15 protein-coding genes are annotated in these 21,267 nt (G+C 64.8%); 7 read left to right on the top strand and 8 right to left on the bottom strand.

The window, feature by feature from the left end; genetic code table 11:
• Nucleotides 1-470 precede the first annotated feature (470 nt).
• Nucleotides 471-1,487 carry a DUF4268 domain-containing protein gene (locus ACQR1F_RS16545; protein WP_316238183.1) on the top strand — a complete coding sequence of 339 codons (1,017 nt, stop codon included), beginning with the start codon at nt 471-473 and terminating at the stop codon, nt 1,485-1,487.
• Between the two features lie 219 nt (nt 1,488-1,706).
• Here ACQR1F_RS16545 and ACQR1F_RS16540 read toward each other — a convergent pair whose 3' ends face one another.
• From ACQR1F_RS16540 to ACQR1F_RS16515, 6 genes are all read right to left on the bottom strand, one after another.
• Complete coding sequence (locus ACQR1F_RS16540; RefSeq protein WP_434913478.1) at nt 1,707-3,344, bottom strand: ABC transporter ATP-binding protein; 1,638 nt, start codon at nt 3,342-3,344, stop codon at nt 1,707-1,709.
• 5 nt (nt 3,345-3,349) lie between these two features.
• Nucleotides 3,350-4,528, bottom strand: coding sequence for an ABC transporter permease (locus ACQR1F_RS16535; protein ID WP_315805767.1), 1,179 nt, complete (start codon nt 4,526-4,528; stop codon nt 3,350-3,352).
• Nucleotides 4,528-5,640, bottom strand: a complete 1,113-nt coding sequence (locus tag ACQR1F_RS16530; RefSeq protein ID WP_315805766.1) for a microcin C ABC transporter permease YejB — start codon at nt 5,638-5,640, stop codon at nt 4,528-4,530. Before ACQR1F_RS16530 ends, ACQR1F_RS16535 begins: the two co-directional genes overlap by 1 nt.
• Before the next feature lie 3 nt (nt 5,641-5,643).
• A complete protein-coding gene (locus tag ACQR1F_RS16525) occupies nt 5,644-7,521 on the bottom strand; it encodes an extracellular solute-binding protein (protein ID WP_434913477.1) in 1,878 nt (625 codons plus the stop codon).
• Nucleotides 7,518-9,362 carry an extracellular solute-binding protein gene (locus ACQR1F_RS16520; protein WP_434886869.1) on the bottom strand — a complete coding sequence of 615 codons (1,845 nt, stop codon included), beginning with the start codon at nt 9,360-9,362 and terminating at the stop codon, nt 7,518-7,520. Before ACQR1F_RS16520 ends, ACQR1F_RS16525 begins: the two co-directional genes overlap by 4 nt.
• Before the next feature lie 373 nt (nt 9,363-9,735).
• Nucleotides 9,736-10,284, bottom strand: coding sequence for a c-type cytochrome (locus tag ACQR1F_RS16515; RefSeq protein ID WP_434892687.1), 549 nt, complete (start codon nt 10,282-10,284; stop codon nt 9,736-9,738).
• 250 nt (nt 10,285-10,534) lie between these two features.
• On the opposite strand from ACQR1F_RS16515, the gene ACQR1F_RS16510 reads away from it, so the two are divergent.
• Nucleotides 10,535-11,275 (top strand): 3-deoxy-manno-octulosonate cytidylyltransferase, encoded by a 741-nt coding sequence (locus tag ACQR1F_RS16510; protein ID WP_434913476.1) that lies wholly within the window; start codon nt 10,535-10,537, stop codon nt 11,273-11,275.
• A 33-nt stretch (nt 11,276-11,308) separates the two neighbouring features.
• Entirely contained in the window at nt 11,309-12,169 is an 861-nt protein-coding gene (locus ACQR1F_RS16505) for a prephenate dehydratase (RefSeq protein ID WP_316177211.1), read from the top strand.
• 7 nt (nt 12,170-12,176) lie between these two features.
• On the opposite strand, the gene ACQR1F_RS16500 is transcribed toward ACQR1F_RS16505, so the two are convergent.
• The gene (locus tag ACQR1F_RS16500) at nt 12,177-13,067 is read right to left on the bottom strand and encodes a LysR family transcriptional regulator (RefSeq protein WP_316238186.1); all 891 of its coding nucleotides are present in this window, start codon (nt 13,065-13,067) and stop codon (nt 12,177-12,179) included.
• Nucleotides 13,068-13,170: 103 nt separating this feature from the next.
• On the opposite strand from ACQR1F_RS16500, the gene ACQR1F_RS16495 reads away from it, so the two are divergent.
• Both ACQR1F_RS16495 and ACQR1F_RS16490 read left to right on the top strand, forming a co-directional pair.
• Nucleotides 13,171-14,040, top strand: coding sequence for an SDR family oxidoreductase (locus tag ACQR1F_RS16495; RefSeq protein WP_434913475.1), 870 nt, complete (start codon nt 13,171-13,173; stop codon nt 14,038-14,040).
• A 66-nt stretch (nt 14,041-14,106) separates the two neighbouring features.
• Nucleotides 14,107-14,772, top strand: a complete 666-nt coding sequence (locus tag ACQR1F_RS16490) for an NAD(P)-dependent oxidoreductase (protein ID WP_315805759.1) — start codon at nt 14,107-14,109, stop codon at nt 14,770-14,772.
• 17 nt (nt 14,773-14,789) lie between these two features.
• Here ACQR1F_RS16490 and ACQR1F_RS16485 read toward each other — a convergent pair whose 3' ends face one another.
• Nucleotides 14,790-15,809 carry an LLM class flavin-dependent oxidoreductase gene (locus ACQR1F_RS16485; protein WP_315805758.1) on the bottom strand — a complete coding sequence of 340 codons (1,020 nt, stop codon included), beginning with the start codon at nt 15,807-15,809 and terminating at the stop codon, nt 14,790-14,792.
• A 372-nt stretch (nt 15,810-16,181) separates the two neighbouring features.
• Here ACQR1F_RS16485 and metF point away from each other — a divergent pair, with 372 nt between their 5' ends.
• Together metF and metH are read left to right on the top strand one after the other, a co-directional pair.
• Nucleotides 16,182-17,099 carry a methylenetetrahydrofolate reductase [NAD(P)H] gene (gene metF, locus ACQR1F_RS16480; RefSeq protein ID WP_315805757.1) on the top strand — a complete coding sequence of 306 codons (918 nt, stop codon included), beginning with the start codon at nt 16,182-16,184 and terminating at the stop codon, nt 17,097-17,099.
• Nucleotides 17,099-20,968, top strand: a complete 3,870-nt coding sequence (gene metH, locus ACQR1F_RS16475) for a methionine synthase (protein ID WP_434913474.1) — start codon at nt 17,099-17,101, stop codon at nt 20,966-20,968. The genes metF and metH overlap by 1 nt, the downstream gene beginning before the upstream one ends.
• Nucleotides 20,969-21,267: the final 299 nt, after the last annotated feature.

Genomic DNA, 21,267 nt, shown 5'->3' with positions numbered 1-21,267 from the left:
GTCGCCCGCCTGATGCCGTTCGTCCGTGCGCACATGCACACGCAGCATCAAAGCGGCCATCGCATCCCGCACCCGACGCCCGTGACGACGCGTACGTCCCTCTCGTGGGGCAGGACGAGGCGGAGTATGCACGAATTCCGAAAATAAGAAACCGGAATATTTTAACCGCGAGGGCTGGACAGATATTTGCAGACGCTGCCCGTCGGGCAAATCAATTCGCAATCATGCGACACATGAAAGAGCTAAAGAGCAGGTTCTACCTTGCTGGTTTTTCCATCCGCGCTGCTCGGCTCGGCTTAAAAAACTCCCCTACCCGGTCGGCTGTTCCAAAGAATCCCAAATTCGCACTGAAGCAAGCTGCCGTCAGCCCCTCGTATTCCCGCAGGATAATTAGTACGATATACGTATTCGACATTCTGATTCCCGTTCTGCTCATTTGATGACCACCACCGCAACGGCGAGTACTGACGATGAATTCCATCATCCCCCTTGGAAAATTTGAGAATGTACCCGTTAGAGAGGCTTGGCCAGCTGAGGACGATAACTTCACGCCGTGGCTTGCACAGCCGGACGCCATTACGATCCTTGGCAAAGCCTTAAACCTCGAACTGGAGGTTGAGGCGGTTGAACACTGGGTTGGCGCCTTCAAGGCGGATATTCTTGCGCGCATCGCAGATGAGCAAGACGACCATCGCGTGATCATCGAGAACCAATTCGAGCGAACAGATCACAAGCATCTAGGACAAATCCTGACCTATCTTGCCGGCATTGAAGGAGCAAAGACCATAATTTGGATTGCCGAGGTGATTCAGCCCGATCATCGCGCTGCAATAGATTGGCTCAACACGAACACCGCCGAGGATTTTTCATTCTTTGCGGTCGAGGTTGAACTCTGGCGTATTGGCAATTCGCCGCCGGCTCCTCGCTTCAACGTAATCGCTAGTCCGAACGACTGGACTCGATCGGCGCGGACAGCAACCCGCCAAGTCGCAGGGGCCGTTCGAGCGCAGAGTGATGCTGTTCGTCTGGGCTACTGGTCTTCATTTTCTGAGTATCTCAAGAAAAATGGCTCGGCATTTCAGCTCAAACGCCCCAATAGTAGACACTATTACAATTTTCCAACCGGACGATCTGGAATCCCGATCACCGTCACGTTCAGTACCGACAAAGAGAGAATCGGGGTCGAGCTGTACGTCTACAACGACGTAGAGAAGGCCGTCTTTCGCACTTTGCTCGCGGACAAGCAGACAATTGACGCAGAATTTGGGGAACAGCTCGATTGGCAGGAGCTCCCCCAGAGAAAGGCCTCGCGCATCGCGCTATTTCGTTCGGACATCAATCCTACGGACGAGAAGCAATATCTAGAACTCCATGCTTGGATGCTCGACAAGATGAATCGGTTCTGGAGAGTCTTCGTCCCCCGCGTGAAGTCAATGCGGCCAAGCGGCGAGGCCGGCTCGGTCGGACAGGAAGCAGAGGACGATTAGCCGTCAGGCTTCGGTCTTCCCCGGTCAAATTTCCGTCCCCAGCACGGGCGCCAATGGGGGTGAGTAACGGGCCAAAGGGGACGCCACTGAGAACAGTACTCAAGGCTCTGCCCGGCTTCGCTGATCGGAATCCGATCAAGGACGGCCTACCCAGCTTCATCAGTAAGTCAGTAGCCGCTCAGTCTCAAAGCGCTGAACGAACCGACCGCGCTCCATCCCCTAGCTCGCCGCCGCCCCATTCCCCGCCGTCTCGTTCCTGAACGCGGCCGCGAACAGTGCGCGGGTGTAGTCGGTCTTCGGCGCCTTGAACAATTGCGCGGCCGGCCCCTCCTCCACCACCTTGCCATGGCGCATCACGATGAGATGGCTGGCGAGGGCGGCAACGACGCGGAGGTCGTGCGAGATGAACATGTAGGTCAGCTCGCGCTTGCGCTGCAGCTCGCGCAGCAGCTCAACCATCTGCGACTGGAACAGCATGTCGAGCGCCGAGGTCGGCTCGTCCAGCACGACGAAGCTCGGCTCCAGCACGACCGCGCGGGCCACCGAGATGCGCTGGCGCTGGCCGCCGGAGAACTCGTGCGGATAGCGGAAGCGCGTCTCCGGATCGAGCCCGACATCGGTGAGCGCCTTGACGACCTTCGCCTCGGACTGCTCCTCCGACAGGTCAGGCTGATGCACGCTCAGGCCTTCGGCGATGATGTCGCCGACCGACATGCGCGGACTGAGCGCGCCGAACGGGTCCTGAAAGACGATCTGCATGTCGCGGCGGAACGGGCGCACCTGCTTGAAGGTCAGCCCCTGGATCTCGTTGCCAAGAAACACGATCGGACCGTCGGAGGAGATCAGCCGCAGCAGCGCCAGCCCCAACGTGGTCTTGCCGGAGCCGGATTCACCGACCACGCCGAGCGTCTCGCCCTTGCGCACGGCGATGCTGACGCCGTCGACCGCCTTGATGTGGCCGACGGTGGAGCGGAACAGGCCGCGCTTGATCGGAAACCAGACCTTGAGGTCTTTCGCCTGCATCACCACGGGCGCATCGGGCCGCGGCGGCGCCGGGTCCGGCTTCGGCTCGGCGGCGAGGAGCGCCCTGGTGTAGGGATGCGACGGCGCGGTGAACACCTGCTCGACCGGACCCTGCTCGACGATCTTGCCACCGTTCATGACGCAGACACGATCGGCGATGCGGCGGACGATGCCGAGGTCATGGGTGATGAACAGCAGGCTCATGCCGAGCCGGCCGCGGATGTCGGCGAGCAGCGCCAGGATCTGCGCCTGCACGGTGACGTCGAGCGCGGTGGTCGGCTCGTCGGCGATCAGCAGATCGGGCTCGTTGGCGAGCGCCATCGCGATCATCACGCGCTGGCGCTGGCCGCCGGAGAGCTGATGCGGATAGCTGCCGAGCCGCGTCTCCGGCTCGGGGATGCCGACTTGCGTCAGCAGTTCGAGCACGCGCGCCCGCGCCGCGCCGTTCGAGATCGGTCGATGCAGATGCAGGATCTCGCTGATCTGCCGCTCGATCGTGTGCAGCGGATTGAGCGAGGTCATCGGCTCCTGGAAGATGATGGAGATGTCGCTGCCCCGGATGCCGCGCATCTCGCCTTCCGACAGCGGCAGCAGATCGCGGCCCTTGAAGCGGATGCTGCCCGACGGATGCGAGGCGACCGGATAGGGCAAGAGCTTCAGCACCGACAGCGCGCTGACCGACTTGCCCGAGCCGGACTCGCCGACCAGGGCGACGCACTCGCCGCGCTTGATGTCGAACGAGACGTGGTCGACGGCGGTCGACAGGCGGCCCTGCTGGTGGAAGGCCACCGAGAGATCGCTGACCGAAAGCAGCGGCTGGCTGATCGCATCCATGTCGGTCACCTGAACGTCTTGCGCGGATCGAACGCGTCGCGCACGGCCTCGCCGATGAAGATCAAGAGCGACAGCATGATCGCGACCGAGAAGAAGCCGGTGAGACCGAGCCACGGCGCCTGCACGTTGGACTTGGCCTGCGACAGCATCTCGCCCAGCGACGGCGATCCCGGCGGCAGGCCGAAGCCGAGGAAGTCGAGCGCGGTCAGGGTCATCACCGAGCTCGACACGATGAAGGGCAGGAAGGTCATGGTCGCGACCATCGCGTTCGGCAGGAGATGGCGGACCATGATGACGGCGTTGGAGACGCCGAGCGCGCGCGCCGCCTGGATGTACTCGAAATTCCGGCCGCGCAGGAATTCAGCGCGCACCAGGCCGACCAGCGAGACCCAAGAGAACAGCAGCATGATCCCGAGCAGCGTGAAGAAGCCGGGCACCAGCACCGCCGACAGGATCAGGAGCAGATAGAGATAGGGAATCGCGTTCCAGATCTCGATGAAGCGCTGGAACAACAGATCGACCCAGCCGCCGAAATAACCCTGCACGCCGCCGGCGGCGATGCCGATGATCGAGGAGAAGAACGTCAGCGACAGGCCGAACAAAACGGAGATGCGGAAGCCGTAGATCAGCCGTGCGACGACGTCGCGGCCCTGGTCGTCGGTGCCGAGCCAGTTGTATTCGAGATCCCGGCAGCTCTTCAGCCCCTTCTTCTCGACCACGGATTTGCACTGTGCCTCCGTCAGCATCCAGGTCGGCGGCGATGGCGCCGGCGTCGGCAGATCGAGATTGTGCGTGGCGTAGGAGTAGCGGACCAGCGGCCAGATCACCGTGCCGCCCTTGTCCGCAATCAGCTTCTGCAGATACGGATCACGATAGTCCGCGGCGGTCTCGAAGTCGCCACCGAATGCCGTTTCCGGATAGGTGACGAACGCCGGGAAGTACAGGTGGCCGTCGAACTTGATCAGGAACGGCCGATCATTGGCGATCAGCTCGGCGAACAGCGACACCACGAACAGGAACAGGAAGATCCACAGCGACCAGTAGCCGCGGCGGTTGGCCTTGAAGTTCTGCCAGCGGCGCTGATTGAGCGGCGACGGCCGAAAGCGGTGCCGCGTCGGCGGCACGGCCTCGCCGAGCGGGGCCTGCGCCTTGGTCTCGACCGGAGGGGTGGCTGTGATCGTCATCAGACCTCCCGCGCCTCGAAGTCGATCCGCGGATCGATCCACATGTAGGTCAGATCCGAGATCAGGTTGATCGCGAGGCCGAGCAGCGAAAAGATGAAGAGATTGCCGAACACAACGGGATAATCACGATTGAGAATGCTCTCGAACGAGAGCAGGCCGAGCCCATCCAGCGAGAAGATGGTCTCGATCAGCAGCGAGCCGGAGAAGAAGGCGTTGATGAAGGTGCCTGGAAAGCCGGCGATCACGATCAGCATGGCGTTGCGGAACACGTGGCCGTACAGAACCTGGTTCTCGCTGCAGCCCTTGGCGCGCGCGGTCATGACATATTGCTTGCGGATCTCGTCGAGGAACGAGTTCTTGGTCAGCAGCGTCATGGTCGCGAAGGCGCCAAGCGCCATCGATACCAGCGGCAAAGTGAGATGCCAGAAATAGTCGATGATCTTCCAGTACCACGGGAAGTCCGACCAGCCATCCGACGTCAGCCCGCGCAGCGGGAAGATGTTGAGAAACGAGCCGCCAGCGAACAGGATGATGAGCAGGATCGCGAACAGGAAGCCCGGAATGGCGTAGCCGATGATGATCACGGCCGAGGTCCAGACGTCGAAGCGCGAGCCGTCCTGCACCGCCTTGCGGATCCCCAGCGGGATCGAGATCAGGTAGGTCAGCAGGGTCATCCAGATGCCGAGCGACATCGACACCGGCAGCTTCTCCTTGATGAGCTGCAGCACGCTCGTGTCGCGGAAATAGCTCTTGCCGAAATCGAAGCGCGCGAAATTCCACACCATCAGCGCGAACCGCTCCGGCGCCGGCTTGTCGAAGCCGAACTGCTTTTCGAGCTGCTTGATGAAGGCGGGATCGAGCCCCTGCGCACCGCGATATTTCGAGTTCAGCTCGCCGCCGGATCCCACCTGTCCCGGCGGCCGCGCGCCGAAATCCGAACCACTGCCGCCCGAGATGCGCGAGGTGCCGCCGGTGTCGGCGCCGGTCAGTTGCGCGATGACGCGCTCGACCGGGCCGCCCGGCGCGAACTGCACCACGACGAAGGAGATGAAGAGGATCCCGAGCAGGGTCGGGAGCATCAGCAGGATGCGACGGGCGATATAGGCGGCCATGAACTACTTCGCCTGCTCCAGCTTTGCGGCTTTGGCGGCATCGTACCACCAGATGTCGGGGGCGCCGACGCCCGAGGCGTATTTCGGCGGCTTCGGCGGGTGGCTGAACTGATCCCAATAGGCGATCGGGTGGGTCTGGCGATACCATTGCGGTATCCAGTAGTGGCCGGCGCGGAACACGCGATCAAGCGCCCGGCAGGCCAAGGTCAGCTCGATGCGGGTCTCCGCCGAAATCGCCTTGTTGACCAGCGCGTCGATCGCGGGATTGCTGATGCCGCCGAGATTGTAGGAGCCCTTGGTCTTGGCCGCGTCCGAGGTGAAATACGGCCGCAGGCTGTCGCCGGGGGTCGGCGACATCGACAACCGCTGCACCGTGATGTCGAAATCGAAATCCTCGACGCGGGCGCGATACTGCACAGCGTCGACGATGCGCAGATCGGCGTCGATGCCGAGCGTCTGCAGGTTCTTGATCAGGGTGCCGTGATGCGGCTTGAACGAGACCTCGTCGATCAGGAACTCGATCGCGAACACCTCGCCATTCGGTAGCAGCCGCTTGCCGTCCTTCACCGGCAGGCCGGCCTGCTGCAGCAGTTGCGTGGCCTTGCGCAGCAGCGTGCGATCCTGCCCCGAGCCATCGGAGACGGGAGGGACAAAGGGCTCGCCAAACACATCGTCGGGCACCTGGCCGCGGAACGGCTCGAGGAGCTTCAGCTCCTCCGGCGACGGCGGCCCGACCGCGACCATGTCGGAGTTCTGGAACGGCGACACGGTGCGCGCATAGGCGCCGTACATGATGGTCTTGTTGGTCCATTCGAAGTCGAACGCGTAGGTCAGCGCCTGGCGGACGCGCGGGTCCTTGAACTTGTCGCGGCGGGTGTTGATGAACCAGCCCTGTCCGCCGGACGGCGTCTCGTCCGGCAGCAGCTCGCGCTTGACGCGGCCGTCCTTGATCGCCGGGAAATCGTAGCGCGTCGCCCAGATGCGCGAGGTGAACTCCTCGCGGAACAGATAGCTCTTGGCGGTGAAGCCCTCGAAGGCGACGTCGCGGTCGCGATAGAACTCGTAGCGGACGATGTCGAAATTATACATGCCGCGGCTGACCGGCAGGTCGGCGGCCCACCAGTCCTTGACGCGCTCGAACTCGACATAGCGGTTGATCTCGTATTTGCCGACCTTGTAGGGGCCCGAGCCGAGCGGCACGTCCAGCGGGTTCTCGTCGAAGGCGCGGTTGGCGTAATAAGCCTTGGAGAAGATCGGCAGGGTCACGACATAGAGCGGCACGTCGCGCGCGCGCTTCTCGACGAAGCTCACCACGACGGTCGCATCGTCGAGCGCCTCGGCCTTGATGAAGTCGCGCAGCTGCACGACGATCAGCGGGTGGCCCTTTTCCTTCAAGGTGTTCAGCGAGAACGCGACGTCATGTGCCGTGATCTTCGTGCCGTCGTGGAAGCGCGCCTCGGGACGGAGCGTGAAACGATAGCTCAGCTTGTCCGCTGATATCGCGACGGACTTCGCGACCAGCCCATACACCGCGTCCGGCTCGTCGCTCGCGCGCACCATCAAGGTCGCGAACGTCATGTCCATGCCCTGGGCGCCCTCGCCCTTGAGGACATAGGCATTGAACGAGTTGAACGTCTGGTAGGACTGGTTGTAGGCGCGCACCGAGGGGATCAGCGAGAACAGCCCGCCCTTCGGCGCGTCGGGATTGACGTAGTCGAACTGCCGGAAGTCGGCGGGATATTTCAAATCGCCGAACGCCGACATGCCGTGGGCCTCGGCGCCGAACTCCGCGGCCTTGGCCGGCGTGAGCAACGGCGCCGTGAGCGCGCCGAGCCCAAGCCCGAGCACGCCGCGCCGCGACAAATGAGAAAGCCGGCTCAAGAGCGCTTCACCTTGGCGGCCTTGTCGGCATCGTACCACCACAGATTCGGCCAGCCGGACCGCGCATATTTCGGGAATGGCGTGAAATGGCTGAAGCGGTCCCAGCGCGCGCTGCGCGAAAACGGATAGGTGAACTGCGGGACGACGTAGAAATTCCACAGCAGCACCCGATCCAGCGCGTGCGTCGCGGCTTCGAGCGAGGCGCGATCCTTGGCGTAGATGATCTTCTCGATCAGCGCGTCGACGGCGGGATTCTTGATGCCAATCGTGTTCTTCGAGCCGGGTTCGTCGGCGGCCTTGGAGCCCCAGAAATCGCGCTGCTCGTTGCCGGGCGACAGCGACTGCCCCCAGACGTCGATGATCATGTCGTAGTCGAAGGTGCGCACCCGGTTCTCATACTGGACGTTATCGACCTGGCGGACCGTCACCGCGACGCCGAGGCGCTCCAGCGACGGCTTGTAGAACAGCACGATGCGCTCGGACGACGGGTCCTGGACCAGGAGTTCGACCGTGACCGGCTTGCCGGCGGGATCGACGAGCTTGCGGTCCTTGATCTCGAAGCCTGCGTCCTTCAGCAGCCTGGTGGCCTCTCGCAGATTGGCGCGAACGTTCTCGGGATTGCCGCCCACCGGGGCCTGGTAGACCGTAGTGAACACGTCCGGCGGCACCTTGTCGCGCAGCTCCTCGAGGATCTGCAGCTCCTGGCCCTGCGGCAGCCCGGAACAGGCCAGATCGGTGCCTTCGAAGTAGCTGTTGATCCGCTTGTACTGGCCGTAGAACAGCTGCTTGTTCATCTCCTCGAAATCGAAGGCGTAGTTGAAGGCGCGCCGCAGCCGCGCGTCCTGGAATTGCGGACGCCGCAGGTTGAAGGCGAAGCCCTGCATGCGGCCGGAATCGCTGATCGGGAATTCGTCCTTGACCACGCGCTTGTCGTTGATGGCCGGGAAGTCGTAGGCCGTCGCCCATTGCTTGGCGGAGTTCTCGTTGATCCAGTCGGCCTGGTCGGCCTTGAAGGCCTCGAGGGCGACGATGTTGTCGCGGAAATATTCGAACTGCAGCTCGTCGAAATTGTTCTGCCCGATCTGGACCGGCAGGCTGGCGCCCCAGTAGTCCTTGACGCGCTCCATCTTGATCGAGCGGCCGGGCACGAATTCCTTGATGCGATACGGGCTCGACCCGAGCGGCGGCTCCAGCGTCGTCGCGGTGACGTCGCGCTTGCGCCCTTGCGCGTCGGTGCCTTCCCACCAGTGCTTCGGCAGCACCAGCAGCTCGCCAACGATGTGCGGCAGCTCGCGATTGCCCGGACCGTCGAAGGTGAACTTGACCTCGAGATCGCCGGTCTTCTCGGCCTTCACGACATGGCGATAATAGGACGAATAGTGCGGGCTGTTCTTCTTCAGGACGTCGAGCGAGAAGATGACGTCCTCGGGCGTCACCGGCTTGCCGTCGTTCCAGCGCGCTTCCTTGCGCAGGCGGTAGATGACCCAGGAGTAGTCGTCCGGATACGCCGCCGACTCGGCGAGCAGGCCGTATTCGGTCGACACCTCGTCCTGCGACCGCGTCATCAGGGTCTCGTAGACCAGCCCCGCCGCGGAGGCGATGTTGCCCTTCACATACATCACGACGATGTTGAAATTATCGAAGGTGCCGAGCGAGATCATCCGCGCTGTGCCGCCCTTGGGCGCGTCGGGATTGACGTAGTCGAAGCGCTTGAAGTCGGCCGGGTACTTGATCTCGCCGAACAGCGACAGGCCGTGGCGCCAGACCAGTTGCTCGCCGGCCTGCGCCTGCGCGGCGTCGAGCGGGACGAGGCTGGCGGCGGTGCCGAGCGCCGGGGTCATCGCAGCGAAGACGCTGCTCTGCAGGAGCTGTCGTCGGGTAATCGTCAAATGAGACTTCCTCTGAATAAGACCGCTTGAAGCAGGTGGTCGGCCGTGGCCGCTGCTGCTCAAAGATCCAACGTTCGATCGTAACCCAATTCGCAAGGGCAGGTTTCGCCGGCCTCAGCCAGGGTGCTCCAGCCCGTGAACCCGTTCCATTCAGGGGACCAATATACGGCAAGGTTTCGACCAATAACCTTGCTTTTTCCTCATGATACCGGGTTGTGAACGAGGTGGATGCGACCAAAGGTCCCAAATGCGGCGAAATTCGCCCCGCAAAGCAAAACGGCCGGGCTTGGGGCCCGGCCGTCGGAAATTGGGGATCAGCAGCCGATCACTTGGCTGCGGTCGGCAGCGGCGCCGGATTGTCCGACAGCGAGTTCAGATAGGCCAGCACGTCGGCGCGCTCCGAGTCCTTCTGGATGCCGGCAAACCCCATCGCGGTGCCCGGGATGTAGCCCTTCGGATTGGCGATGAAGTGGTTGAGTTCCTCGATCGTCCAGGTGCCGCCCTTGGCCGCCATCGCTGCCGAGAATTTGAAGCCGCGGCCTTCGCCGATCTTGTCGCCGACGATGCCGTAGAGGTTCGGGCCGACGGCATTCTTGCCGCCCTTGTCGAAGGTGTGGCAGGCCGCGCACTTCTTGGCAGCGGCAGCGCCCTTCTCGACCGAGGCGGTCTGCAGCAGCTTCTCGATCGGCTCGGCCGCGGCCGGCGCAGCGGCTTCCTTGCCTGCGCCCTCGGCCTCCTTCACCGCGATCTCGAAACCCGGCTTCTCCGGCATTTTCGGCGCGAACAGCGCGCCGGCGGAAAAGCTCGTGACCAGCACGACCAGACAGGCGGCCAGGACGGCGCCGAGGATTTTGTTCAGTTCGAAGGAGTCCATTTTGGAATCAGGCTCCGAGGGCGGATTTCATTGCTTGGGGGCCGCGGGGCCGCGACCGTGAGTCGCCCCAGGATTCGAGAAAGGACTCGTGAAGGCATCGAGCGGAATCGAGCCGTCGCGCCTCCCCCTGCGGCAGAAGTGAGATATCGGTTTGCCCGTGCTCTGGCAACCCGTATAAGCGGGCGGCTTTCGCTGTCCCCATCAAGCCCGGCCGCGCTGTTGCGACCGGCTCCGACCTGCCGTTTTCCGGATGACCAAGTCCAAAATCCTCGTGCTGATCCCGGCCCGCATGGCCTCGACCCGCCTGCCCGGTAAGCCGCTGCTCGACATCGCCGGCCAGCCGATGATCGTGCAGGTGCTCCGGCGCGCGCAGGAGGCGGGAATCGGCCGGGTGGCCGTGGCAACGGACACGCCGGAGATTGCTGCGGCTGTCGCTGCCGCGGGTGGCGAGGTGGTCATGACCAGGCCGGATCACCCCTCGGGGTCAGACCGCATCTACGAGGCCATGTGCAAGCTCGACCCTGCCCGCGAGGCCGAGATCGTGGTCAACCTGCAGGGCGATTTCCCGACCATCGACCCGCAGAACATCAGCGACGTGCTGCCGCCGCTGGAGGATCCCGCGGTCGACATCGCGACCCTTGCCGCGCAGATCCATACCGAGGAGGAGAGCCTCAACCCGAACGTCGTCAAGGCGGTCGGCTCGACTGTCGGTGGACGGCGCCTGCGCGCGCTGTATTTCACCCGGGCCACGGCGCCGCATGGCGACGGACCGAGGTACCATCACATCGGCCTCTACGCCTACCGCAGGGCGGCGCTGGAGCGCTTCGTCAGCCTGCCGCCATCGCCGCTGGAGCAGCAGGAGAAGCTGGAACAGCTGCGGGCGCTGGAGGACGGCATGCGCATCGACGTGATGGTAGTCGACGCCGTGCCGCGCGGCGTCGACACCGCGGCCGACCTCGAAACCGCACGCCGGCTGCTGTCCAAGGCTTAATTGACAAAGGCTTGAGCTGCTAGAAGGCCCACCATGAGCAAGATCTTGAAAATCGCATTCCAGGGCGAGCCGGGAGCCAATTCCCACATCGCCATCTCCGAGGCCTATCCGACCGCCGAGGCCATGCCCTGCGCGACCTTCGAGGACGCGCTGAGCGCGATCTCCTCCGGCGAGGCCGATCTCGGCATGATCCCGATCGAGAATTCGGTCGCAGGCCGCGTCGCCGACATCCACCATCTGCTGCCGGCCTCTGGCCTCTACATCATCGGCGAATGGTTCCTGCCGGTGCGCCACCAGCTGATGGCGCTGAAGGGCACCAGGCTCGCCGACATCAAGACGGTCGAGAGCCATGTCCACGCGCTCGGCCAGTGCCGCCGCATCATCCGCCAGCTCGGCGTCCGGCCGATCGTGGCCGGCGACACCGCGGGCAGCGCGCGGGACGTCTCGCAGCGCGGCGACAAGAGCGTGGCGGCGATCGCCTCGCGGCTGGCCGCCGAGATCTACGGCCTCGACATCCTCGCCGAGGACATCGAGGACGAGGCCCACAACACCACCCGCTTCGTCGTGCTGGCGCGCCAGGAGCAGTGGGCAGAGCAGAATTCCGGGCCGCTGGTGACGAGCTTCGTGTTCCGCGTCCGCAACCTGCCGGCCGCGCTGTACAAGGCGCTCGGCGGCTTCGCCACCAACGGCGTCAACATGACCAAGCTCGAGAGCTACATGGTCGACGGCAACTTCTTCGCGACGCAGTTCTACGCCGACGTCGACGGCCATCCCAACGACAAGGGGCTGGCCTTCGCGCTGGAGGAGCTGAAGTTCTTCTCGCGCGAGCTGCGCATCGTCGGCGTCTATCCGGCGCATCCGTTCCGCGCGACGTTCAGCGAGCGGATGGAGTGATCGGGGCTCACGCTTCGAGATAGGCCGCGAGCTCCGCGGGCGTTCCCGTCGGGAACGCCGCCTTCAGATGCTCGAGGAAGGCGGAGACGCGCGCGCTCAGCAGCCGGCGCGATGGATAGAGCGTCCACAGCGCGATGGCGGGCGCGTCCAGATCGCCCCAATGCGCCAGCCGGCCGGCCGCCAGATCGTGGCTGACGAGCGACAGCGGCAGGCACGCGGCGCCGACGCCCGCGCGGACCGCATCGCGAACCATGATCAGCGACGACAGGCGAAGGATGGGGTCGAACGCGATGCGCGATCGTTCCGCCGGCCCTTTCACCTCCCAGACTGCGTTCTGATCGCTGCCGCGCACGACCGCTGGAATGACGGCGTGATCCGCCGGCCGCGTCAGGCCTGGGCTCGCCACGACCACCAGTTGGTCGCGCAGGAAGATGCGTCCAACCAGACTTTCATCGGGATCGGGATTGACCCGGATCACCAGGTCATAGCCTTCCTCGACCATGTCGACGGTGCGGTCGTCGGTGGTCACGTCGAGACGGACCTCCGGATATCGAAGCGCAAACGCGGCGGCGAGCTTGCCCATCGCGGTCTGCGAGAACAGCAGCGGCGCACTGATCCGCAACCGGCCGCGCGGCTTGTCGCCGCCGGAGGAAATGGCGGCGACCGTCTCGTCGAGCTCGGTCAGCAGCGCCCCCGCGCGCTCGAACAGCGCCCGCCCCTCCTCGGTCAGCTTCAGCGCGCGTCCGCCGCGCTCGATGAGCCTGAGATCCAGGCTCGCTTCCAGCTCGCCGACCCGGCGGGACAGCGTCGCCTTGGGACGACCGCTGGCGCGGGCGGCACGGCCGAAGCCGCCGTGGCGGGCGACGAGGTTGAAATCGGCGAGCGCAAGCAGATCCATCCGTTCCACCAGTGAGACGACCTGTACAGATATAGCGTCTATTGGCTCGCGTGTGGATCGATATCTTCCGGGTGTCCCAACAAGCCAACCCGGAGTGATCCCCATGACCATCCTCGTGACCGGCGCCACTGGAAATGTCGGCCGCCGCGTCGTCGAACAGCTCGTCAAGCGCGGCGCCGATGTCCGCGCCCTCGTCCGCGATCCCGCCAAGGCCAACTTTCCAGCGGGCGTTCAGATCGCCCAAGGCGACCTGCTCGACATCGATTCGCTCCGCGGCGCGTTCTCTGGCGTCTCGACGCTGTTTCTGCTCAACGCCGTCACATCAGAGGAATTCACCCAGGCGCTGGTCGCGCTCAACATCGCTCGCGAGGCCGGCATCGAGCGGATCGTCTATCTCTCGGTGATCCACAGCGACGTCTACGTCAACGTGCCGCACTTCGCCGGCAAATTCGCCGTCGAGCGGATGATCGAGCAGATGGGCCTCCACGCCACCATCCTGCGGCCGGCCTACTTCATGAACAACGATCTCACGATCAGGGACGTCGTGCGCGGCTACGGCGTGTACCCGATGCCGATCGGCAGCAAAGGCCTCGCCATGATCGATGCCCGTGACATCGGCGAGATCGCGGCCATCGATCTGATCCGCCGCGAGCAGTCCTCGACGCCGCTGCCGCTGACGCGGATCAACCTTGTCGGCCCCGACACGCTGAACGGCGCCGATGCCGCCGCTGTCTGGTCCGAGGTGCTGGGGCGTCCGATCGGCTATGGCGGCGACAACACCGCGGGCTTCGAGACCAACCTGCGGCAGCTCATGCCGAGCTGGATGGCGTTCGACATGCGGCTGATGAGCGAGCGCTTTCAGACCGACGGCATGGTGCCGGACGATGGCGACGTCGCCCGCCTGACCGCGCTGCTCGGCCGCCCCTTGCGCTCCTATCGCGACTTCGTCGCCGAGAGCGCGACCGTCGCCTGACGGCACACCCCATGCGTCTGCGGGACGTCTCCATGAGAGCGTCCCGCGCAATCCAAGGAGGTCATCATGACCAATCAAACGAACGATGGCGTCACCATGAAGCCCAACATCCTCGTGCTCGGCGCGACCGGCGGCACCGGACGGCTGATCGTGCGCGACGCGCTGGCGCGCGGCCATCACGTCACCGCGCTGGTGCGCTCGCCGGAGAGGGCCGGGGATCTGCAAGGCGCGCAATTGATCGTCGGCGATGCCCGCGACGAAGCTACGCTGCGCAAGGCGCTCAAGGGACAGAACGCCGTGATCAGCTCACTGGGCACACCGCTCAGTCCATTCCGCGAGGTCACGACGCTCTCGACCTCGACGCGCGCGCTCGTCAACGCGATGAAGGCCGAGCATGTCGCGCGTCTGGTCGCCATCACCGGCATCGGCGCCGGCGACAGCCGCGGCCATGGCGGCTTCGTCTACGACCGGCTGATCCTGCCGCTGCTGCTGCGCAACGTCTACGCGGACAAGAACCGGCAGGAGGCCGTCATTCGCGACAGCGGGCTCGATTGGCTCATCGTTCGCCCCGCCATGCTGAACGACAAGCCTGGCGGGCAGAAGCTGCGTGCACTGACGGATCTCGCCGGCTTTCACGGCGGCACGATTGCGCGGGCCGACGTCGCGCGCTTCGTGGTGGACCAAGTGAGCGACGACAGCTTTCTGCATCGCGCGCCGCTGATCACATGGTGAGACCAGCGCCGTCCTGCTTATGCCGCCGCCTTCCGCTCGAGGCCGAAGGCGTCGGCGAGCAGGCTGTAGGAGCGCTTGCGGGCGTCGTGATCGTAGATCGCGGTGATCACCATCAGCTCGTCGGCCTGGCTCGCTGCGATCATCGGATCGAGCTTGGCCCGCACCGTCGCCGGCGCGCCCACGAACAGCCGCGAGCGGTTGCGCGCGATCGAGGCCCGGTCCGCGTCTGTATACATGTACGCCGCCGCTTCCTCCGGGCTCGGCAGCGGCAGGAACTGGCCGCGGTCGCGCCGCAAGCGGTTGAGGTCCATCGACGACGCCAGCCGCTCGGCCTCGGCGTCGGTCTCGGCTGTCACCACTGCGACTGCCAGGATCGCATGCGGCTGCGAGCGCCAGCGCGACGGTGTGAAATGCGCGCGGTAGGTCCGCATCGCATCCACGGCATCGTGGCTCGCGAAATGATGCGCGAAGCCGAACCCCATGCCGAGCTGCGCCGCCAGCTCGCTGGAATAGTCGCTGGAGCCGAGCAGCCAGATCGGCGGCAGCGGCGCATCATCGGGCATGGCGATCACGTTGTTGTAGGGATGGCCGGCGGGGAACTCGCGGGTCTCCCACAGCATCAGCTCATGCAGCCGCTCCAGGAAGTCATCGCCCTCACGACGGTCGAGCCGGCTGCGCAGCGCATAGGCCGTGGTGCCGTCGGTGCCGGGCGCGCGGCCCAGGCCGAGATCGATCCGGCCGGGAAACAGTGCCTCCAGCATCTTGAAGCGCTCCGCGACCACCAGCGGCGCATGGTTGGGCAGCATCACGCCGCCGGAGCCGACGCGGATGTGCTGCGTCGCTGCCGCGATCTGCCCAATCATGATGTCGGGCGACGGGCTCGCCACCGACGGCAGGCTGTGGTGCTCGGCCAGCCAGTAGCGGACGTAGCCGAGCTGATCGACGTGACGGGCCAGGTCGATGCTGTTACGCAGCGCCACTGACGCCGGCGTGGCGGTGGTGGTAACGGAGAGGTCGAGGACTGAAATCGGGATCATGGCTTCAACCTAATGACTGCGAGGCGCGCCACAATGGGCTGGAAGCGATGGTGACCTGCCGGAAATGCAGTGGATGGCTGGACCTAATGTTGGGAAAATACGATTGTATACATCAACGAAACCAAACTATCCCACATTCAAAATTGATAAAAACCCCTTCGCCATAATCGATAACCTTTGATATTGTTTACCTTTATTGTCCCACTCTGCATTTCCAATAGCTCCTCAAAAATCCGCTTCTTGCCATATCAGTGGGCCAAATCCCATTTCTGGTGGGCTGTTTATTGCAGCGCCCTTCCCTTATCTTGGCACATCCAGAGGCCGATCCCCTCTTGAGTTGAAATTTACGCCCCAGCCGGAACCTGCGTTGCCATGACCGACCTCGCCACCGCCATTGCCGACGGCCACACCGCGATTCCCCGGCCGAAGATCTCGTTCGAGTTCTTCCCGCCGAAGACCGAGGAGATGGACCGGACGCTGTGGGCCTCGATCGAGCGCCTCGCCCCGCTGGAGCCGAGCTTCGTCTCGGTGACCTATGGTGCCGGCGGCTCGACGCGCGAGCGCACCCACGCCACGATCGCGCGCATCCTGAAGGAAACCGCGCTGCTGCCGGCGGCGCATCTCACTTGCGTCGGCGCTTCGCGCCACGAGATCGACGAGGTCGTCGACCGCTATCACGAGGTCGGCGTCCGCCACATTGTGGCGCTGCGCGGCGATCCGCCCGGCGGCATCGGCACGCCCTACTACACCCATGCCGAAGGCTATCAGAGCTCGCCCGAGCTGATCGCCGGCATCAAGAAGCGCCATCCCGATATCGAGGTCTCGGTCTCGGCCTATCCGGAGAAGCACCCCGAGAGCCGCGACTTCGACGCCGACATCGACATGCTCAAGGCCAAGGTCGACGCCGGCGCCACCCGCGCCATCACCCAGGTGTTCTTCGACAACGATCTCTACTTCCGATACCTCGACCGTGTCCGCGCCCGCGGCATCACGATCCCGATCGTGCCCGGCATCATGCCGATGCACAATTTCAAGCAGGCGCGCGGCTTCGTGACCCGCGCCGGCACGACGGTGCCGGACTGGCTGGCCGAAAAATTCGACGGTCTCGACGACGATCCCGAGACCCGCAAGCTGGTCGCGGCGACCGTCGCCGCAGGCCAGGTGCAAAAGCTCGCCAAGCATGGCGTCGACACCTTCCATTTCTACACCATGAACCGCGCCGACCTCGTGTTCGCGATCAGCCATCTGCTCGGCATCCGTCCGAAGTCCGCCAACAAGGCTGCCGCCTGATGTCCGCCCCTGTATCTCCAGCGCGTACCGCCTTCCTTGCCGCTGCCCGCGAGCGCATCCTGATTCTCGACGGCGCCATGGGCACGATGATCCAGGCGCTGCAGCTCGACGAGGCCGCCTTCCGCAGCGAGCGGTTCAAGGACTTCCATCGCGACCTCCGCGGCAACAACGACCTGCTGATCCTGACGCAGCCCGACGCCATCGAGGACATCCACGCGCAATATCTGCGCGCCGGGGCCGACATCGTCGCCACCAATACGTTCTCGGCGACCTCGATCGCGCAGGCCGATTACGACCTCTCCGACATCATCTACGAGCTCAACCGCGAGGGCGCCCGGCTCGCCCGCAATGCCGCGACCCGCGTTGCCGCCGAGGACGGCAAACAGCGCTTCGTCGCCGGCGCGATGGGTCCGACCAACCGCACCGCCTCGATCTCGCCTGACGTGTCGAACCCCGGCTACCGCGCCGTGACCTTCGACGATCTCCGGCTTGCCTATGGCGAGCAGGCGCGCGGGCTCTTGGACGGCGGCGCCGACATCCTGCTGCTCGAGACCATCTTCGACACGCTCAACGCCAAGGCGGCGCTGTACGCCATCGCCGAGCTCTGCGAGGAGCGCGGCATCGACGTGCCCGTCATGATCTCGGGCACCATCACCGACAAGTCCGGCCGCCTGCTCTCGGGCCAGATGCCGGAGGCGTTCTGGAATTCGGTGCGTCATGCCAAGCCGCTGACCATCGGCTTCAACTGTGCGCTCGGCGCCGAGGATTTGCGCGCGCATGTCGCCGACATCGGCCGCGTCGCCGACACGCTGGTCTGCGCCTATCCCAATGCCGGCCTGCCCAACGAGTTCGGCCAGTACGACGAGACGCCGGCCTACATGGCGCGACTGATCGGCGAGTTCGCGTCGGCCGGCCTCGTCAACATCGTCGGCGGCTGCTGCGGCACCACCCCCGACCATATCGCCGCGATCGCCGCCGCCGTTGCCCCGCACAAGCCGCGCGCCGTGCCCGAGATCGCGCCGCGGCTGCGGCTGTCGGGCCTGGAGCCGTTCGAGCTGACGCCCGCCATTCCCTTCGTCAATGTCGGCGAGCGCACCAACGTCACCGGCTCGGCCAAATTCCGCAAGCTGATCACCGCCGGCGACTACACCGCGGCGCTGCAGGTCGCGCGCGACCAGGTCGAGAACGGCGCCCAGGTCATCGACGTCAACATGGACGAGGGCCTGCTCGATTCGGAAGCCGCGATGCGGACCTTCCTCAACCTCGTCGCCGCGGAGCCGGACATCGCCCGCGTTCCCGTGATGGTCGACTCCTCGAAATTCCACGTCATCGAGGCCGGCCTGAAATGCGTGCAGGGCAAGCCGGTGGTGAACTCGATCTCGCTCAAGGAGGGCGAGGAGAAGTTCATTCACGAAGCGAAGATCGCGCGCCGGCACGGCGCCGCGGTCGTGGTGATGGCATTCGACGAGACCGGCCAGGCCGACACCTATCAGCGCAAGACCGAGATCTGCGCCCGCGCCTACAAGATCCTGGTCGAGACGGTCGGCTTCCCACCGGAAGACATCATCTTCGATCCGAACATCTTCGCGATCGCGACCGGGCTGGAAGAGCACAATAACTACGGCGTCGACTTCATCGAAGCGACACGCTGGATCCGCCATAACCTGCCGCATGCCCACATTTCCGGCGGCGTGTCCAATCTCTCCTTCTCGTTCCGCGGCAACGAGCCGGTGCGCGAAGCCATGCATTCGGTGTTCCTGTATCACGCCATCAAGGCGGGCATGGACATGGGCATCGTCAATGCCGGCCAGATGATCGTCTATGACGACATCGATCCGGAGCTGCGCCAGGTGTGCGAGGACGTCGTGCTCAACCGCGACCCCGGCGCGTCCGAGCGGCTGCTGGCGCTGGCAGAGAAGTTTCGCGGCCAGGGCAAGCAGACCAAGGAGGCCGATCTCGCGTGGCGCGAATGGCCGGTCGGCAAGCGGCTGAGCCACGCGCTGGTGCATGGGATCACCGAGTTCATCGATGTGGACACCGAAGAGGCCCGCGCCGCCGCGACCCGGCCGCTCGACGTCATCGAAGGCCCGCTGATGGCCGGCATGAACGTGGTCGGCGACCTCTTCGGCGACGGCAAGATGTTCCTGCCGCAGGTGGTGAAGTCGGCGCGCGTGATGAAGCAGGCGGTCGCCTATCTGATGCCGTTCATGGAGGCGGAGAAGGCCGCCAACAAGGGCCGCGCCAATGAGCGCTCCAACGCCGGCAAGATCGTGCTCGCCACCGTCAAGGGCGACGTGCACGACATCGGCAAGAACATCGTCGGCATCGTGCTCCAGTGCAACAATTTCGAGGTCATCGACCTCGGCGTCATGGTGCCCGCGGCCAGGATCATCGAGACGGCGAAGGCCGAGAACGCCGACATCGTCGGCCTGTCCGGCCTGATCACGCCTTCGCTCGACGAGATGGCCTATCTGGCGTCCGAGCTGGAGCGCCAGGGTCTCAATGTGCCGCTGCTGATCGGCGGCGCCACGACGAGCCGCGTCCATACTGCGGTCAAGATCGATCCGAACTACCAGAATGGCCCGGTCGTTCACGTCAACGACGCCAGCCGCGCCGTCGGCGTCGCCTCCTCACTGCTGTCGCCGGAGCGCAAGGATGCCTACGCCACGGAGGTTCGCAGCGAGTATCAGAAGATCGCCGCGGCGCATCTGCGCGGCCAGGCCGACAAGAAGCGGCTGAAGCTCGCGGACGCCCGCGCCAACGCGCCGAAGATCGACTTCGCCAAGGCGAAGCCGGTGAAGCCGACCTTCCTCGGCACCAAGACGTTCGTCGACTATGACCTCGCCGAGCTCGTGCCCTATATCGACTGGACTCCGTTCTTCCAGACCTGGGAGCTCGCCGGTCGTTTTCCTGGCATCCTCGACGATGCCAAGGTCGGCGAGGCCGCGCGGGCGCTGTATGACGACGCGCTGAAGATGCTCGAGCGCATCGTCGACGAGAAGTGGTTCACGGCGCGCGCCGTGATCGGCTTCTGGCCGGCGAACGCCGTCGGCGACGACATCGTGCTCTATGCCGACGACGGCCGCACCCAGGAGATCGCGACGCTGCACACGCTGCGGCAGCAACTCGAGAAGCGCGAGGGCCGCTTCAACACCGCGTTGTCCGATTTCGTCGCGCCTGTGGATGCCGGCGTGCCGGACTATGTCGGCGGCTTCGTCGTCACGACGGGCCTCGGCGAGGACGCCGTCGCCGACCGCTTCAAGAACGCCAATGACGACTACTCCTCGATCCTGGTCAAGGCACTGGCCGACCGCCTTGCCGAAGCCTTTGCCGAACGCCTGCATGCCCGCGTCCGCCGCGAGTTCTGGGCCTACGCTCCGGACGAGGCTCTCTCCGCCGATGACCTGATCCTGGAGAAGTATCAGGGCATCCGCCCGGCCCCCGGCTATCCGGCGCAGCCCGACCACACCGAGAAGGCGACCTTGTTCGAGCTGCTCGATGCCGAGAAGAATGCCGGCGTCCGCTTGACCGAGAGCTTTGCGATGTGGCCGGGCTCGTCGGTCTCGGGCCTCTATTTCGCCTCGCCGGAGAGCTTCTATTTCGGCGTCGGCAAGATCGAGCGCGACCAGGTCGAGGACTACGCCGCGCGCAAGGGCATGACGGTGACCGAGGTCGAGCGCTGGCTGGCGCCGATCCTGAACTACATCCCGGCGAGGGGCGGCCAGCAGGCAGAGACGCCTCGCGCAACCGCTGCGCCCGCTCCCGCAGCAGCCAACGACGCCGCGCCCGCGGAGCTCGCCAGTCATCCGGCCGGCTGCACCTGCGCCGTGCATCTGGCCTGGCGCAAGAAGGCGGTCGGCGCGAAGTAGCCGGCGCAGTCACCACGCCCACAACTGTCGTCCCGGCGAACGCGGGGACCCATACCGCGTGATGTATCGGTCGTACGCGATCGCGGAGACCGAGCTCACCAACAACTTTCCGGGGTTATGGGTCCCTGCGTTCGCCGGGACGACACCTCGTGATGGCGGACGGCTCTCGCCTCTCATCGGCGTTCGCGACACCGAGGGTTGGAGCCATCCTCCGTGTCTCCAGCGCCACGACCGCTCCGAATGACAAAGCGCCACAGTCGCCGCCAGGCGATGCGGCGTGGACATCGCCGCCGTAACCG

The sequence above is a fragment of the Bradyrhizobium sp. HKCCYLS3013 genome (genome assembly GCF_051167615.1).
In the GTDB taxonomy this organism is placed as follows: domain Bacteria; phylum Pseudomonadota; class Alphaproteobacteria; order Rhizobiales; family Xanthobacteraceae; genus Bradyrhizobium.
This window is presented reverse-complemented; position numbering and strand designations above follow the sequence as displayed.

Bases quoted from the DNA above. Each gene is read 5' to 3' on its own strand.
- ACQR1F_RS16515 (WP_434892687.1), bottom strand. From the start codon at position 10,284: ATGGACTCCTTCGAACTGAACAAAATCCTCGGCGCCGTCCTGGCCGCC.
- ACQR1F_RS16530 (WP_315805766.1), bottom strand. From the start codon at position 5,640: ATGGCCGCCTATATCGCCCGTCGCATCCTGCTGATGCTCCCGACCCTG.
- ACQR1F_RS16485 (WP_315805758.1), bottom strand. From the start codon at position 15,809: ATGATCCCGATTTCAGTCCTCGACCTCTCCGTTACCACCACCGCCACG.
- ACQR1F_RS16545 (WP_316238183.1), top strand. From the start codon at position 471: ATGAATTCCATCATCCCCCTTGGAAAATTTGAGAATGTACCCGTTAGA.
- metF (WP_315805757.1), top strand. From the start codon at position 16,182: ATGACCGACCTCGCCACCGCCATTGCCGACGGCCACACCGCGATTCCC.
- metH (WP_434913474.1), top strand. From the start codon at position 17,099: ATGTCCGCCCCTGTATCTCCAGCGCGTACCGCCTTCCTTGCCGCTGCC.
- ACQR1F_RS16505 (WP_316177211.1), top strand. From the start codon at position 11,309: ATGAGCAAGATCTTGAAAATCGCATTCCAGGGCGAGCCGGGAGCCAAT.
- ACQR1F_RS16495 (WP_434913475.1), top strand. From the start codon at position 13,171: ATGACCATCCTCGTGACCGGCGCCACTGGAAATGTCGGCCGCCGCGTC.
- ACQR1F_RS16490 (WP_315805759.1), top strand. From the start codon at position 14,107: ATGACCAATCAAACGAACGATGGCGTCACCATGAAGCCCAACATCCTC.
- ACQR1F_RS16535 (WP_315805767.1), bottom strand. From the start codon at position 4,528: ATGACGATCACAGCCACCCCTCCGGTCGAGACCAAGGCGCAGGCCCCG.
- ACQR1F_RS16510 (WP_434913476.1), top strand. From the start codon at position 10,535: ATGACCAAGTCCAAAATCCTCGTGCTGATCCCGGCCCGCATGGCCTCG.
- ACQR1F_RS16540 (WP_434913478.1), bottom strand. From the start codon at position 3,344: ATGGATGCGATCAGCCAGCCGCTGCTTTCGGTCAGCGATCTCTCGGTG.
- ACQR1F_RS16500 (WP_316238186.1), bottom strand. From the start codon at position 13,067: ATGGATCTGCTTGCGCTCGCCGATTTCAACCTCGTCGCCCGCCACGGC.
- ACQR1F_RS16520 (WP_434886869.1), bottom strand. From the start codon at position 9,362: ATGACCCCGGCGCTCGGCACCGCCGCCAGCCTCGTCCCGCTCGACGCC.